General features: G+C 69.8%; 15 protein-coding genes. 7 read left to right on the forward strand and 8 right to left on the reverse strand.

Annotated elements, in window-relative coordinates; translation table 11 throughout:
* Positions 1–77 precede the first annotated feature (77 nt).
* The 3 genes from ABN028_RS08555 to sodN all read right to left on the reverse strand — a co-directional run bounded on the left by ABN028_RS08555 (position 78) and on the right by sodN (position 2,151).
* Positions 78–956, reverse strand: coding sequence for an RNA polymerase sigma factor SigF (locus ABN028_RS08555; protein WP_349332015.1), 879 nt, complete (start codon positions 954–956; stop codon positions 78–80).
* Complete coding sequence (locus ABN028_RS08560; RefSeq protein WP_349332016.1) at positions 953–1,504, reverse strand: ATP-binding protein; 552 nt, start codon at positions 1,502–1,504, stop codon at positions 953–955. The genes ABN028_RS08555 and ABN028_RS08560 overlap by 4 nt, the downstream gene beginning before the upstream one ends.
* Before the next feature lie 242 nt (positions 1,505–1,746).
* Complete coding sequence (sodN, locus tag ABN028_RS08565; RefSeq protein ID WP_349332017.1) at positions 1,747–2,151, reverse strand: superoxide dismutase, Ni; 405 nt, start codon at positions 2,149–2,151, stop codon at positions 1,747–1,749.
* A gap of 31 nt (positions 2,152–2,182) precedes the next feature.
* Here sodN and ABN028_RS08570 point away from each other — a divergent pair, with 31 nt between their 5' ends.
* Complete coding sequence (locus ABN028_RS08570; protein WP_349696219.1) at positions 2,183–2,623, forward strand: S24 family peptidase; 441 nt, start codon at positions 2,183–2,185, stop codon at positions 2,621–2,623.
* On the opposite strand, the gene ABN028_RS08575 is transcribed toward ABN028_RS08570, so the two are convergent.
* The 3 genes from ABN028_RS08575 to ABN028_RS08585 all read right to left on the reverse strand — a co-directional run bounded on the left by ABN028_RS08575 (position 2,565) and on the right by ABN028_RS08585 (position 5,300).
* A complete protein-coding gene (locus tag ABN028_RS08575; RefSeq protein ID WP_502879173.1) occupies positions 2,565–3,377 on the reverse strand; it encodes an amino acid ABC transporter ATP-binding protein in 813 nt (270 codons plus the stop codon). The genes ABN028_RS08570 and ABN028_RS08575 overlap by 59 nt on opposite strands.
* A gap of 67 nt (positions 3,378–3,444) precedes the next feature.
* Positions 3,445–4,392, reverse strand: a complete 948-nt coding sequence (locus tag ABN028_RS08580) for an amino acid ABC transporter permease (protein WP_349696220.1) — start codon at positions 4,390–4,392, stop codon at positions 3,445–3,447.
* The gene (locus ABN028_RS08585; protein ID WP_349332020.1) at positions 4,389–5,300 is read right to left on the reverse strand and encodes an ABC transporter substrate-binding protein; all 912 of its coding nucleotides are present in this window, start codon (positions 5,298–5,300) and stop codon (positions 4,389–4,391) included. Before ABN028_RS08585 ends, ABN028_RS08580 begins: the two co-directional genes overlap by 4 nt.
* Before the next feature lie 344 nt (positions 5,301–5,644).
* On the opposite strand from ABN028_RS08585, the gene ABN028_RS08590 reads away from it, so the two are divergent.
* The 5 genes from ABN028_RS08590 to ABN028_RS08610 all read left to right on the forward strand — a co-directional run bounded on the left by ABN028_RS08590 (position 5,645) and on the right by ABN028_RS08610 (position 11,192).
* A complete protein-coding gene (locus tag ABN028_RS08590; RefSeq protein ID WP_349332021.1) occupies positions 5,645–6,943 on the forward strand; it encodes an NAD(P)-dependent malic enzyme in 1,299 nt (432 codons plus the stop codon).
* 154 nt (positions 6,944–7,097) lie between these two features.
* Positions 7,098–8,066, forward strand: coding sequence for a zinc-binding dehydrogenase (locus tag ABN028_RS08595; protein WP_349332022.1), 969 nt, complete (start codon positions 7,098–7,100; stop codon positions 8,064–8,066).
* A gap of 217 nt (positions 8,067–8,283) precedes the next feature.
* Positions 8,284–8,412 carry a hypothetical protein gene (locus tag ABN028_RS08600; RefSeq protein ID WP_349332023.1) on the forward strand — a complete coding sequence of 43 codons (129 nt, stop codon included), beginning with the start codon at positions 8,284–8,286 and terminating at the stop codon, positions 8,410–8,412.
* Positions 8,413–10,401, forward strand: a complete 1,989-nt coding sequence (locus tag ABN028_RS08605) for an ABC transporter ATP-binding protein (protein WP_349696221.1) — start codon at positions 8,413–8,415, stop codon at positions 10,399–10,401.
* A complete protein-coding gene (locus ABN028_RS08610; protein WP_349332025.1) occupies positions 10,398–11,192 on the forward strand; it encodes a serine/threonine-protein kinase in 795 nt (264 codons plus the stop codon). The genes ABN028_RS08605 and ABN028_RS08610 overlap by 4 nt, the downstream gene beginning before the upstream one ends.
* On the opposite strand, the gene ABN028_RS08615 is transcribed toward ABN028_RS08610, so the two are convergent.
* Positions 11,080–12,459, reverse strand: a complete 1,380-nt coding sequence (locus ABN028_RS08615) for a sensor histidine kinase (protein ID WP_349696222.1) — start codon at positions 12,457–12,459, stop codon at positions 11,080–11,082. The two genes, ABN028_RS08610 and ABN028_RS08615, sit on opposite strands and share 113 nt — an antisense overlap.
* Positions 12,456–13,184 (reverse strand): response regulator transcription factor, encoded by a 729-nt coding sequence (locus ABN028_RS08620; RefSeq protein WP_349696223.1) that lies wholly within the window; start codon positions 13,182–13,184, stop codon positions 12,456–12,458. Before ABN028_RS08620 ends, ABN028_RS08615 begins: the two co-directional genes overlap by 4 nt.
* 63 nt (positions 13,185–13,247) lie before the next feature.
* Here ABN028_RS08620 and ABN028_RS08625 point away from each other — a divergent pair, with 63 nt between their 5' ends.
* Positions 13,248–13,757 (forward strand): hypothetical protein, encoded by a 510-nt coding sequence (locus ABN028_RS08625; protein ID WP_349696224.1) that lies wholly within the window; start codon positions 13,248–13,250, stop codon positions 13,755–13,757.
* Positions 13,758–13,768: the final 11 nt, after the last annotated feature.

Below are 13,768 nucleotides of genomic sequence, written 5' to 3' on the forward strand. Positions count from 1 at the left end.
TGAGAGCGCCTAGGGGGTGTCTCCAGATGGCGCCGCGTGGGCCGCTCGCTTGACCGGCGCCATCTGGGAGGCGGGCGCTAGTCCTGGAGCAGGCGTTCGCGGAGCTGGGCGAGGGTACGCGAGAGCAGGCGTGAGACGTGCATCTGGGAGATGCCGACCTCGGAGGCGATCTGCGACTGCGTCATGCCCTTGAAGAAGCGCAGCAAGAGGATCCGCTTTTCCCGGTCGGGCAACTGGGTGAGCAGGGGACGTAGCGCCTCGCGGTACTCCACGCCTTCGAGGGCCTCGTCCTCCGAACCCAGCGAGTCGACGACCGCAGGCGCGTCGTCCTGCCCCTGGTCGGGTGCGTCGAGGGAGAGGGTGCTGTACGCGTTGGCGGACTCCAGGCCCTCGAGCACTTCTTCCTCGCGTACGCCCAATTTGCCGGACAGCTCACCGACGGTCGGTGCGCGGCCGAGCTCCTGGGTGAGGTCGCCGGTGACGGTGGCGAGGGAGAGCCGAAGCTCCTGGAGCCTCCGGGGCACCCGGATGGCCCAACCACGGTCCCGGAAGTGTCGCTTGAGCTCGCCGACGATGGTGGGCGTGGCGTACGTCGAGAACTCGACGCCGCGTTCGGAGTCGAACCGGTCCACCGACTTGATCAGCCCGATCGTGCCGACCTGGACCAGATCGTCGAGAGGCTCGCCTCGGTTGCGAAACCTGCGGGCGAGGTGCTCGACGAGCGGAAGGTGCATCTCGACGAGGCGGTCGCGGATCTTCGCCCGTCGCGGATTGTCAGGAGTCAGGTCGCCCAACAGCGCGAACAGTTCGCGGGTCAGCGTCCTAGTGTCGACGACCGTGTCCAGACCCGGCAGGTCGTCAGTCGCTGGCGCCAGGTCGTGTGGTGCCTGGTGTCCGCGAGCGGCTGCTGCGTCAGCCGGGTCGGGACGGACACCTGTTGCGGGTTGCTCAATCACTTGTCTACCGCACCTGATTCGAATGGTGGGAGCTTGGTCGCGCCAGAACCACGCTGGTCGCGTGCGCGGGCGTGTCGTGCGTCGTTGAGGTCGCGGACATCTCCGGACGACATCGCCCGCTCGGGGCGCGCGGCTTCACCACGCTTGGTCAGGGTGATGGTGGCCCGCTGCTCATCGGGGTCGATCAGAGTCTCGACCTCTCCCGCCAGGGCGGTGAGGACCGTCCAGGCGAAGGAACTGCGGGTCGGCACTCGCGGGTCGCGCGAGTGGACGGAGACGGCGACCACCAGTTGGTTGCCGGCAAGCTCGAACCGGCAGGACAACTGTGAGTCGGGTACAGCCTGGGCGAGGAGGAGGGAACTCGCCTCGTCGACCGCGATCCGTAGGTCCTCGATCTCGTCCAGCGTGAAGTCGAGGCGGGCGGCGAGTGCCGCTGCGGTCGTGCGGAGTACCGAGACGTAAGCGGTCCGGGCCGGGACGCTGAGCTCGACGATGTCCGTCTCGTGGGCGGGTGCCCCCGGCGCGGCACTGTCGGGTACGTCGGTCACTGGTGGTCCTCCACCGTTGGTTTGGTCCGGCACGACAGCCCCACCGTACGCCGGGAGGCCATCGCTCGGCGGGCGATTGCGAACGGAGAGTGTAAGGAAGATTGCATTGCGTTGGAAACTCGCGTCGATCGCGAAATGCGTACGGGCCGCATCCCTGGAGACTCGCCGCGCGAGAACCAGGGTGCGACCCGCATCGTCACATCGTGCCGGCGTTCCCGAAGACTCGGGGAGCCGGCACGAGGTCAGGCCTTCTTCGTCTCCCAGAAGATCTCGGCGATCTGGTCGATCTTGGCGAGCAGTTGGTCAGCGACCTTGACGTCGTTGCTGGCCTTCGTGCCCCCACCGCCGCCAGCGAGTTTGGTCGCCTGGTTGAACAGCTCGTTGAGCTGCGGGTACTTCTCGAAGTGCGGCGGCTTGAAGTAGTCGGTCCACAGCACCCACAGGTGGTGCTTCACGAGGTCCGACCGCTCCTCCTTGATGATCAACGCACGCGTCCTGAAGTCGGCGTCGTCACTGTCGTTGTACTTCTCGATGATCGCCTTGACCGACTGGGCCTCGATGCGGGCCTGCGCGGGGTCGTAGACTCCGCAGGGCAGGTCGCAGTGCGCCGAGACTTCCACTGCCGGCGCGATCAGGCGCGAAAGCATCCCTCTCCAACCTTTCCAAACCATGTTCAGCATGACGTTGCAGCGGTTCTTTGTGACCTTCTTGCGACACTACTCCTGTGCCCAAACGCCGCTGAGGGGGACCTTTGTGTCGAAGTACGGCATCGCGATCGTGCGGGGGCGGTCGATGCTGCCCACGTTGCGTGACGGTGACCGGCTGCTGGTGGCGTACGCACGGACGCCGCGGCCCGGGTCCCTCGTCCTGGTCGTGCTGCCGGGCGGGCGGCCGCTGTCGGTGAAGCGACTCGTCCGACGGGAGCCGGACGGTGGCTGGTGGGTCGAGCGCGACAACCCGCGGGAGGGCATCGACTCGTGGCACGTCGGTGCCATCCCCGAAGGCGACCTGGTGGCCGTCGTCGTCGCCAGACTGCGGGTCGTCACGGCGTTCGTGCGGCTCAGGGACCGGCTGGCGGCTGCCCTTCCGCCTCGCGGTCGCGGTCGTCGGCGTTCGTGACACCGCCGACGCGCTGGAGGAAGGTGCGGGTGCGGGGGTGGGTGGGATGGGTCAGGACCTCCTGGGGCGCGCCGGTCTCGATGACCACGCCGTCGTCCATGAAGACAAGCTGGTCGCCGACCTCCCGAGCGAACGCCATCTCGTGGGTCACGACCAGCATCGTCATGCCGTCAAGAGCCAGTTGACGCATGACGTCGAGGACCTCGCCGACCAGCTCCGGATCGAGCGCGGACGTCGGCTCGTCGAACAGCATCAGCTTCGGGCGCATCGCGAGCGCTCGCGCGATGGCCACCCGTTGCTGTTGCCCGCCGGAGAGCTGGGCGGGGTACTTGTCGACGTGCGGAAGCAGGCCCACCCGGTCGAGCAGCTTGTGTGCCGCCTCGTGCACGACCGCGCGCGGCTCCTTGCGTACCCGTAGCGGTGCCTCCATGACGTTCTCCAGCGCCGTCATGTGCGGGAACAGGTTGAACTGCTGGAAGACCATGCCGATGTCCTGGCGCTGCTCCGCCACCTCCGCGGCCTTGCGTTCGTACAGCTTGCCGCCGCGCTGCCGGTAGCCCACCAGCTCGCCACCGACCCAGAGCTGGCCGGCGTCGATCTTCTCCAGGTGGTTGACGCACCGGAGCAAGGTCGACTTGCCAGAGCCCGACGGCCCGATGACGCAGCAGACCTGCCCCGGGGCGACCTCGAGGTCGACGCCCTTCAGCACCTCGTGGCGGCCGAACCGCTTGCGGACCCGTTCGGCCTTCACCATCGCCGCCATCGCCTCGGTCGGCACAGTGTCTGTCGGCCCGGTGTCAGTCGGTTCTGGCGTCATCGCCTCAGGCACCTCCCGCGCCACCGCGCGCCAGCCGCAACCGGCCGGCCGCGACCCGTGAGCCGCGGGCGAAGTGGCGTTCGATGAAGTACTGCACGACCATCAGGATGCTGGTGAGCGCGAGATACCACAGGCACGCGCCGATGAGCATCGGGAACACCTGGAACGTCCGGCTGCCGATGCCCTGCAGCTGGAACCACAGTTCGTACGCCGGAACGTAGGCGACGAGGGCGGTGTCCTTGAGCATGGCGATCGTCTCGTTGCCCGTCGGCGGGATGATCACCCGCATCGCCTGCGGCAGGATGATCCGGCGCAGGGTGAGCGGCCGGCGCATGCCGAGCGACTCGGCGGCGTCAACCTGGCCTTGCGGGATCGACTGCATGCCCGCGCGCACGATCTCGGCCATGTACGCACCCTCGGACAGGGCGAGGCCGAGCGTCGCCGCGACGAAGCCGGTGACCACGGTGCGGGCGTCGAATCCGAAGAACCGCAGGCTCAGGTCGATCCCGAACAGATCCGCGATCCACCAGTCGAACGGCACGCCGATCTCGAACCGTGCGTAGAGGATGCCGAGGTTGCCGAAGAGCACCAGCAGCACCACGCGCGGGACGGCTCGGAAGAACCACACGTAGACCCACGACACACCCGACAGGATCGGGTTGGTCGAGAGCCGCATGATCGCGAGGACGACGCCGATCACGATCCCGATCACCATCGCGACGACGGTGAGGACGACCGTGTTCCGGGCACCTTCGAGGACCGGCGGCGCGAGCGCGTTGGCGGCCATGAAGTCCCACTGGAACGCGTCGTTCGTGAGCAGCATGTGCACGAACATCGCGGTCAGTACGACGATGCACCCGGTGACCACCCAGCGCCAGGAATGCCGGACGGGCACCGCCCTGATGAGCTCGGCCTCGGAGGTGGCCACCGGGGCTGTGGATCGCCCGCTCATGGCGTCGAGGGGTTGACCTGCACCTGTTCGGCCGTGACGGCGCCCTTGTCGTTGCCCCACTTGCCGAGGATGTCGGCGTAGGTGCCGTCCTCGATGATCGCCTGCGTGGCCCTCTGGATCGCCTCGGCGAACTCCGCCTCGTCCTTGTTGACAGCGATGCCGTAAGGCGCGTTGCCGTAGGGCTCACCCAGCAACTCCAGCTTGCCGCCGGTCTGCTCGACCGCGTAGACGGCGATCGGCAGGTCAGCAGTCATCGCGTCTTCCTTGCCGGACACGACGTTGGTGGTCACCGTGTCCTGGCCTGGGTACTGGTTGATCGTGATCGCGGGCTCGCCGGCCGCCTCGCACTTCTTCGAGCGCTCCTGCAGGTCAGGCACCTCGATGGTGTCCTTCTGGACGCCGATCGTCAGGCCGCAGGCGTTGTCGATGTCGACCTTCTTGGGGTTGCCCTTGGTGGTGACCCACTGGATGGGGGAGTTGAAGTAGGCGATCATCTGCGTCTGTTCCATGCGTTCGGCATTGATCGTGAACGACGAGACGCCCGCTTCGTACTTGCCCGACTGGATGGCGGGGATGATGTCGCCGAACGCCGAGGGCACCCACTCGACCTCGAGGTCGAGCTTGCCGGCGATCGCGTCGAAGAGTTCGACGTCCATGCCGATCACGGTCTTGCCGTCGGCGTCCAGGAACTCGTTCGGCGCGTAGCTCGCGTCGGTGCCGACCCGGATCTTGCCGTCGGAGGCGATCGAGTCGGGGACGAGAGCGGCGAGCTCGGACTCCGGCGTCGTCTTGGCCTCAGGCGACTCGGTGGCGGACGGATCATCGCCGCCGCAGCCGGCGAGGGTGGTGCCGATCGCGAGGAGGGCGCCGCCGGCGGCAAGAATGCGGCGGATGTGCTGCCTTGTCATGACACGTCCTTTGCTCTCGTAACGGCGCGACGCCGCCTGGGACGGGGTGGTGACCAGAAGCGTCGCATCTGAATTGTTCAGCTTTGTTAAGCAGCGCCCGTGGGCGTTCGTTACGCACGGCATTGACTCGGCAACGGCGGGTGGGCTCTTGGTTGCTGCCGCCCCGGAGCCGACACATGGTATGACAGACTTTCCCCATACGGGTGACCCCCGTTTGGCATTGCGATCGACCCGGACCTGATCGCCCGCGGCCGTGTTGTTCCATCCGTCCAAGGTGCCGGCCGGGCCCTCTTCGTGGTTGCTCCGTTTTCCGGCGCCCTCGCCTTCTAGGACAGGGTTCCCGCATGTCTTCTGACGCTTTGACCGATCCGTCCGCCACTGCTCCGGTCCCGCAGGTTCCGGAGGTTCCGCTGGTTCCGGGGGTTCCGCCGGTTCCGGGGGGACCCGGGGTTCCGGGCACGTTGGGTGTCACCCCACCGGTGCCGTTCGACGACACCGACCCGGCGTTCTCGTTCCACCGTGGCGGCAAGCTCGAAGTCGCGTCGACGGTTCCCGTCCGCGGGCGCGATGACCTGTCCCTTGCGTACACCCCGGGGGTGGCGCGGGTGTGCACGGCGATCGCGGAGCGGCCCGAGCTCGTCCACGACTACACCTGGAAGTCCCGTACCGTCGCGGTCGTCACCGACGGCACCGCCGTGCTCGGCCTGGGTGACATCGGCCCGGAGGCGTCTTTGCCGGTGATGGAGGGCAAGGCGCTGCTGTTCAAGAAGTTCGGCGGCGTCGACGCGGTGCCGATCTGCCTGGCGTGCACCGACGTCGGTGAGCTGGTGGAGACGGTCGTACGACTGGCACCGGCGTTCGGCGGCATCAACCTCGAGGACATCTCGGCCCCGCGGTGCTTCGAGGTGGAGCGGCGACTTCGCGACCGGCTGGACATCCCGGTGTTCCACGACGACCAGCACGGTACGGCGATCGTGGTGCTGGCGGCGCTGACCAACGCGATGGAGCTGACCGGGCGCAAGCCGATCGACACGAGGGTCGTGATCTCCGGTGCGGGTGCTGCCGGCGTCGCGGTCGCGGCGATCCTGCTGGCGTCGGGGTATGAGGACATCGTGGTGACCGACCGGGGCGGCGCCCTGCACGAGGGGCGGACCGATCTCAACCCGGTGAAGCGGAGCCTTGCCGCGACGACGAATCCGCATCGTCGTACCGGCGCGCTGGCCGACGTGATGCGGCGTTCAGACGTGTTCATCGGGGTGTCCGGAGGGTCGGTCGCCGAAGAGACGGTCGCGTCGATGGCCGAGGACTCGGTAGTGCTCGCGCTCGCGAACCCCGACCCCGAGGTGCATCCCGACGTGGCGGCGCGGCATGCGGCGGTGGTCGCCACCGGGCGCTCGGACTTCCCGAACCAGATCAACAACGTGCTGGCGTTCCCGGGTGTGTTCCGGGGCGCGCTCGACGTCCGGGCGCGGCAGATCAGCGAGGGGATGAAGCTGGCGGCCGCTGCGGCGTTGGCCGAGCTCGTGGGCGATGAACTCGCGCCGTCGCGGATCATCCCGTCCCCGTTCGACGCCCGGGTGGTGCCTGCCGTGGCGGCCGCCGTCGCCGACGCCGCTCGCCGCGAAGGCCTCGCCCAGCGCTGACGCCGCCGGTGGCTTGCAAATGACCACGCTGGGCATGCGAGTGGCACCCGGACCAGGCATGTACGCATGGACGGCCACCACAGGCATGCCCAACGTGGTCATTTGCCGGGCTCGCCGTCCCCAGCTGCGCCCCGGTGATGGGTAGGGTCAGGGTGTGTTTGCCGCTTATGCCGTACGCATCGAACCGAACGATCCGGTAGCCGGCCTGGAGGTCGGTGAGCGACCCGAGCCCGAGCCCGGCGACGGTTGGACCACAGTCACGGTCCGGGCGGCCGCGCTCAACCACCACGACCTGTGGTCGCTGCGAGGGATCGGTCTGGCGGAGAAGCAGCTGCCGATGGTCCTCGGCACCGACGCCGCCGGCGTCGACGAGGACGGCAACGAGGTCGTCGTCCACGGCGTGATCAGCTCTCCGGAGTGGCGTGGCGACGAGACGCTGGACCCGCGCCGGTCGCTGCTGTCGGAGCGTCATCCTGGAACCCTCGCCGAGCGGGTCGCTGTGCCGCGCGCCAACCTGGTCCCCAAGCCCGCGTCGCTGAGCTTCGATGAGGCGGCCTGCCTGCCGACGTCGTGGCTCACGGCCTACCGCATGCTCTTCGTCCAGTCCGGTCTCCGCCCCGGCGGCACGGTGCTGGTCCAGGGTGCGGGCGGCGGCGTCTCCACCGCGCTGGTCACCCTGGCCAAGGCGACCGGCCTCCGGGTGTGGGTGACGAGCCGCGACGAGGCCAAGCGGGCGCGGGCGGTCGACCAGCTTGGTGCTGACGCGGCGTTCGAGCCCGGCGCCCGGCTACCCGAACGTGTCGACGCGGTGATGGAGACCGTGGGCGAGGCGACGTGGAGCCACTCGCTGAAGTCACTCCGGCCCGGCGGAACGCTGGTCGTGTCTGGAGCGACGAGTGGCCCGAATCCGCCGGCCGACCTCAACCGGGTCTTCTTCCTCCAGCTGCGGGTCGTGGGCTCGACGATGGGGACGCGGGACGAGCTCGCCGGACTGCTGCGCCTGTGCCACGAGACCGGCGTACGCCCACTGGTCGACCAGGTGCTGCCGCTGTCCGATGCGCGCAAGGGACTGTCGGCGATGGCCGCAGGCGAGGTCTTCGGCAAGGTCGTCCTGACGCCGTGAGGGCGCTGCCTCGCGTGGGATGAGGGGCACCCTCACGCGAACCTATGCGGTGAGGGGCACCCTCACGCGAACGCCGCGGCGCACTAACCGGTGATCAGCCGCTGGATAACGCCAGGCTAATGATCGCCCTCGCCCGTTGTCCTTCGCGGTCACGCGCACGAGTCTCGATGCAGGCCCTCGAAACGCGAGGGAACAACCTGCGAGAGAGGCGATTTCGATGCGTCTGTTCACCGACCTGGGGGCCGCGCTCAGCGGCCGCGGCGCCAAGTCCCAGACCCGTACGCGTACCGGCCGTTCCGGAAAGTCGAAGCGGTCCAAGCAGAGCCGTACGACGGGGACGAGCTGAATGGTCCAGGAATCTCGGAGCCGGCGGGAGCGATTCCGCCGGCTCCACCTGCGCCTGGCGCGCCTCGTCACGGTGCCCGAGGCTTCGGGCGGGATCGTCGCCGCCGCGCCGGTCCTCAGGGTGCGGGAGATCTTCACCCGCTTCTGGCCGTACGCACAACCTGACCGGAAGGTTCTCGCCACCAGCCTGCTCTTCGTTGCGCTCACCCCGCTGACCGCGGCCGCGTCGATCTGGGTCTTCAAGGACATCATCGACACGGTGCTCGTCGGCCGGCAACTGGACGCCCTGTGGGTGCTGGGTGGGGCATTGCTCGGCGTCACGCTCGTCGCCGGAGTCGTGTCGTACGCCTCGAGCGCGGTGTCGGCCTGGCTGGCCGAACGCTTCCTGCTGCGCCTGCGCGACGCCGTGTTCGCGCACGTGCTGCGCCTGCCGCCGGCGTTCTTCGAGCGTTACCGCGCGGGCGATGTAGTGTCCCGGCTCACCAACGACGTCAGCGCCATCGAACGTCTCGTGGTCAGTGGCGTCACGCGGTCGGTCTCCTACGCCGTCCGCATCCTCGTCTTCGCCGGGCTCGCGCTCTACCTGCGGTGGGAGTTGGCGCTGCTGGCGTTCGTCATCGTCCCGCTGTTCTGGTGGGTCGCCCGGCACTTCTCGCATCAGATCAGGACGGCGTCGCGGGAGAAGCGGCGTCGTACCGGGGGAGTCAGCGCGGTCGCGGAGGAGACCCTCGCGAACATCCCGCTGGTGCAGGCGTACGGGCAGGAACGCGCCGAGGCGGGCCGGCTGCATGGGGAAGGTCGCGCCCGGATGGCCGCCGGCCTGGCGGCGAACCGGATGTCCGCGCTCTACTCACCGGCCATCGACGTCATCGAGGCGGTGGGCGGCCTGCTGGTGTTCGCGGTCGGCGCCTGGGAGCACGCGCAGGGGCGCCTGACCATCGGCGGACTGCTGGCGTTCGTCGCCTACCTCGCCCAGCTCTACCAGCCGATCCGCAGCGCGTCGCGGCTCGCCACGACCGTCTACGGTGCGTCGGCGAGCGCGGAACGCCTGGTGGAGTTGCTGGATCACCCACTCGACGTCGTGTCGTCGCCGCGCGCCCAGCCGCTCGTGCATGGTCCGCACGGCGTGCACCTGGAGGGCGTGACGTTCCGCTACCCGGGTGCCGAGCGTGCCGCGCTCGACGGGGTCGACCTGCGGATCGCACCGGGCGAGACGGTCGCCGTGATGGGGCCCAACGGTGCTGGCAAGTCCACGTTGACACGGCTGCTGCTGCGCTGGGCCGACCCCGAGTCGGGGGTGGTACGCATCGACGGGACCGACATCCGCGACCTCGACCTGGAGTCCCTGCGCTCCCAGGTGGCCGTGGTCCTGCAGGAGACGATGCTGTTCGACCGGACCGTCGCCGAGAACATCTCCTACGGCGCGCCCGCCGCCGGACCGCCGGAGGTGTCCCGGGCGGCGGTCGCCGCCCATGCCGACGGATTCGTCCGCGAGCTGCCGGAGGGCTACCTCACGCGGGTGGGCCAGCGCGGCCGGCGACTCTCGGGCGGCCAGCGGCAACGGCTCGCGATCGCGCGCGCGCTCATCCGGCCCGCGCCTGTGCTGATCCTCGACGAACCCACGGCCAGTCTCGACGCGCCAGCTGCCCGCGCCGTCATCGAACCGTTGCGCCGCCTGATGGCCGGGCGTACCACGCTGCTCATCACCCACGACCGGTCGCTCGCCGCACTCGCGGACCGCACGGTGGTCCTCGACCGGGGACGCATCGTCGCCGAGCACCGCCCGCAGGCCGGGCCCACCTCGCCGCAGCCGCCCGCCTCGCCGCAGCCGCCCGCCTCACCGCAGCCGCTCGCCTCACCGCAGCCGCCCGCCTCACCGCAGCCGCCCGCCTCACCGCAGCCGCCCGCCTCACCGCAGCCGCCCGCCTCACCGCAGCCGCCCACCTCGCCGCAGCCGCCAGCGGCAGCGCGACCGGCCCCGGTCCGATGAGTCGTCCGCTGCCACCGGACTACCAGCCGGTCCAACTGCTGAGTCGCAACCACGACTACGACGTACGCCTGGTCCACAGCGCCGAGCGCGACTGCCTCTGCGTCGCGAAATCGGTCCGCGGATACCGGCTGCGCGACCAGGCAGTCGTCGACCGGCTGCTCACCGAGGGGCGGCTCCTCCAGCGATTCACCCATCCCCACCTGGTCCGGGCCTACGACGTGCGGGAGGCACCGCGTCCGACCGTGATCCTGGAGGTGCTGCCCGGGCACACTCTCAGCCGGCTGGTCATCGACCGGCGTGCCGGTCTGGCCGTCCCCGACCTCGCCCGGCTGGGGAGCCAGCTGTGTGCGGCCCTTGCGTACCTCCATCGCCACGGCACGCTGCATCTCGACCTCAAGCCGTCCAACCTGGTGGTGGCGGCCGGGCTGCTCAAGGTGTTCGACCTCGGCCTCGCGCAGTCGCCCGGGCCGAGTCCCGCCGGGCAGGGCACCCCTGAGTACCTCGCGCCGGAGCAGGCACGTGGGGCCGACGTGAGTCCGGCGACCGACGTGTGGGGGATGGGCGGGGTGCTCTACCGTGCCGCGACCCGGAGACGGCCGTTCCCCGACGCGGGCGGTGACCACTTCCCGCAGCTGCACCGGAAGGTCGACCCGATCGGACGCCGGCTGCCTCGACGCCTCACCGACCTGGTGACGGCGTGCCTGGATCCGCTACCCGGTGGTCGACCGAGTGTGGCGGAGGTGGCGGCGGGCCTGCGCGCCCTGCTCCCGGTGGACCCAGCTCGACGGTGACCTCGAGGCCGCCCAGGGGCGAGACTCCGAGCACGATGTGCCCTCCCGAGGCTTCTGCCGTACGCCGGACGATGTCCAACCCGAGACCGGTCGACCCGCCACCGCTCGCACCCCGGTCAAGGACCACGGCGCCAGGCGGGATGCCCGGTCCGGCATCGCTGACGGTCAGGACGACGCCGCCCGCGGGCGTCCCGCACAGTCGTACCGCGAAGGCCGTGCCTTCTGGAGTGTGCGCGAACACGTTCCCCAGCAGGGCGTCGACGAGTGCGGCAAGGTCCCCGGCCGACAGACCCACCGGCAGGAGCGTCGTGGGCACGTCCGTGGCGACCTCGCGGCTCTCCTCCTCGGCCAGGACCTGCCAGAACCCGATCCTGTCGTACACCACCGATACCGCGTCACACATCGGCCCGCCGGATGCCACACCCCGGTCTGTGACCCCGCGTCGCGCCTCGATGATCGCCTGGTCGACGGCGCGTTCCAGGGCGTCGACCGCGCTGGTCAGCCGGGCGGCTTCGTCAGTGGTCAGCGCCTCGGCCTCGATCCGCAGCACGGTCAGAGGCGTACGGATCCGATGGGACAGGTCCGCGACCGACTCGCGTTCGCGCGTGAGGAGCTCCCGGATCCGGCCAGCCAGTGCGTTGAGAGTCGTACCGACTTCGCTCAGCTCCGGGACGCTCGCTGGTCGTGCGCGGGCGTCGAGATCGCCGTCGCCGAGCCGGCGGGCCACCGCGTCGAGATCGTGCAGCGAACGTACGGTCGACCGCGCGAGCCGGTCCGCGACCACCAGGCCGAGCACGAGCAGGCCGGCGCCGAGTAGCCCCAGGATCAGCCACGCGCGCGTGACGCCCACCCGCATCTGTGCGTCCGAGACGTACGACCGCACGACGGCCGTTCCGTCCGGCAGCCCGAGCGCGGCGATGAGCACCTCACGCCCGCCGGGCGCGACCGCGGTGATGCTGCGTCCCTGCTGCGCGAGGTCGACGGCCGGGGACCGTCGTACGTCGTCGCCGAGAACCGTCCCGTCAGGGAGGAACACCGTGACGGGGACTCTGCTCACGTCGTCGGCGCTGCGCAGCTCCAGTGTCGAGGCCAGCGTCGACCGGTCCAAGGTCGCGACCAGCGGGACGACCGACTCGGCCTCCCGGGTCGCCTCGCCCACAGCCCGGTCTGCCGCGACCTGCTGCAGGAGCAGCCCGAGGGGAATGAGGAACGCCGCGAGTACCAGACTCGTGGTAGCCCCGACCAGGAGGGCGAGCCGGCGTCTCATCCGTACGCCGGCCCACTCGGTTCCGCCGGCTCAGGGCTCGCCGCCGGTTCCGGTGGAGCGAGCTTGACGCCGACACCGCGCACGGTGTGCAGGTAGCGCGGCTCGGCCGCCGTCTCGCCGAGCTTGCGCCGCAGCCACGACAGGTGGACGTCCACCGTCTTGTCCGCACCGCCGTACGGTTGCCGCCACACCTCGACCATCAGGTCACGCTTGGAGACCACGGCACCGGCGTTCTCGGCGAGGAACAACAGCAGCTCGAACTCCTTCGGCTTCAGGTCGAGTACCGTCCCCGCGAGCCTCGCGACCCGGGCACGTGCGTCGACCGTCAGCTCACCAACCGTGAGCGGACCGGCCGCGGCAGCCTCGGTCGTACGCCGCAGAACCGCCCGGATCCTGGCATCCAGCTGTCCTGCGCTGAACGGCTTCACGAGGTAGTCGTCGGCGCCCGCGTCGAGCAGCCGGACGATCTCCTGCTCGTCGTCACGGGCCGTCGCGACGATGACCGGGATGTCCGACACGCCCCGGAGCATGCCGAGTACGTCGCGGCCGTCGATGTCGGGAAGGCCGAGGTCGAGGACGACGAGATCGGGTTGGTCGCGCAGGACGGCGGACAGCGCCACCCCGCCGTACGGCACCGAGGCGACGACATGACCGGTCGCCGTCAGGGCGCGGGTGAGGGAGATCCGGATCGCCGGATCGTCCTCGACGAGCAGCAGGGACACCACTCCCACACCGTACTGAGGGCGTCCTTAACGCGGTGTTAAGCCGACATGGGGCACGCTGGGGCCATGCCTCGTCGACGTGTCCTCCTCGGCGTCCTCGGCTGGCTCGCCGTGGCCACGGTCGCGGTGACGGTCGGGGTCCTCGCGATCTCCCTCCTTGGCCGAGGGCTCACCGACGGGACGAGCCAACCCTTGAGCAGCGACGCCGTCGCCCGGGCGCTCGCGAAGGCGAGTGCCGAAGCGACGCCGGAACCCACCGCTGTCCGGCCCGACCCGAGCACCTCGGCGACCCCGACGGGTGAGCCGCCGACCACCCCACCGGTGGGGGAGGAAGGATCGACTCCGGCGGTGACGAGCTTCCCCTCCCGAGGTGGCACAGTCCTTGCCAGGTGCGACGGCGACCAGGCGTACCTCACCTCCTGGAGCCCACATCCGGACTTCGAGACCGAGGAGGCGGAGCGTGGACCGGACAGCACCGCGTCGGTGGAGTTCGAGGGCGACGACGTGAAGGTGAAAGTCGTCGTGACCTGCGTCAACGGCCGCCCGAAGGCCGAGACGGAGATCAAACCCGACTGAGGGCCGGCCAG

The organism is Actinopolymorpha sp. B17G11 (assembly GCF_040196095.1).
Taxonomy (GTDB): domain Bacteria; phylum Actinomycetota; class Actinomycetes; order Propionibacteriales; family Actinopolymorphaceae; genus Thermasporomyces.

Excerpts from the sequence above, each read along its gene's own strand:
- ABN028_RS08625 (WP_349696224.1), top strand. The coding sequence starts at position 13,248 with ATGCCTCGTCGACGTGTCCTCCTCGGCGTCCTCGGCTGGCTCGCCGTG.
- ABN028_RS08605 (WP_349696221.1), top strand. The coding sequence starts at position 8,413 with ATGGTCCAGGAATCTCGGAGCCGGCGGGAGCGATTCCGCCGGCTCCAC.
- ABN028_RS08615 (WP_349696222.1), bottom strand. The coding sequence starts at position 12,459 with ATGAGACGCCGGCTCGCCCTCCTGGTCGGGGCTACCACGAGTCTGGTA.
- ABN028_RS08590 (WP_349332021.1), top strand. The coding sequence starts at position 5,645 with ATGTCTTCTGACGCTTTGACCGATCCGTCCGCCACTGCTCCGGTCCCG.
- ABN028_RS08600 (WP_349332023.1), top strand. The coding sequence starts at position 8,284 with ATGCGTCTGTTCACCGACCTGGGGGCCGCGCTCAGCGGCCGCGGCGCC.
- ABN028_RS08580 (WP_349696220.1), bottom strand. The coding sequence starts at position 4,392 with ATGAGCGGGCGATCCACAGCCCCGGTGGCCACCTCCGAGGCCGAGCTC.
- ABN028_RS08570 (WP_349696219.1), top strand. The coding sequence starts at position 2,183 with ATGACGTTGCAGCGGTTCTTTGTGACCTTCTTGCGACACTACTCCTGT.
- ABN028_RS08585 (WP_349332020.1), bottom strand. The coding sequence starts at position 5,300 with ATGACAAGGCAGCACATCCGCCGCATTCTTGCCGCCGGCGGCGCCCTC.
- sodN (WP_349332017.1), bottom strand. The coding sequence starts at position 2,151 with ATGCTTTCGCGCCTGATCGCGCCGGCAGTGGAAGTCTCGGCGCACTGC.
- ABN028_RS08575 (WP_502879173.1), bottom strand. The coding sequence starts at position 3,377 with ATGGTGAAGGCCGAACGGGTCCGCAAGCGGTTCGGCCGCCACGAGGTG.
- ABN028_RS08610 (WP_349332025.1), top strand. The coding sequence starts at position 10,398 with ATGAGTCGTCCGCTGCCACCGGACTACCAGCCGGTCCAACTGCTGAGT.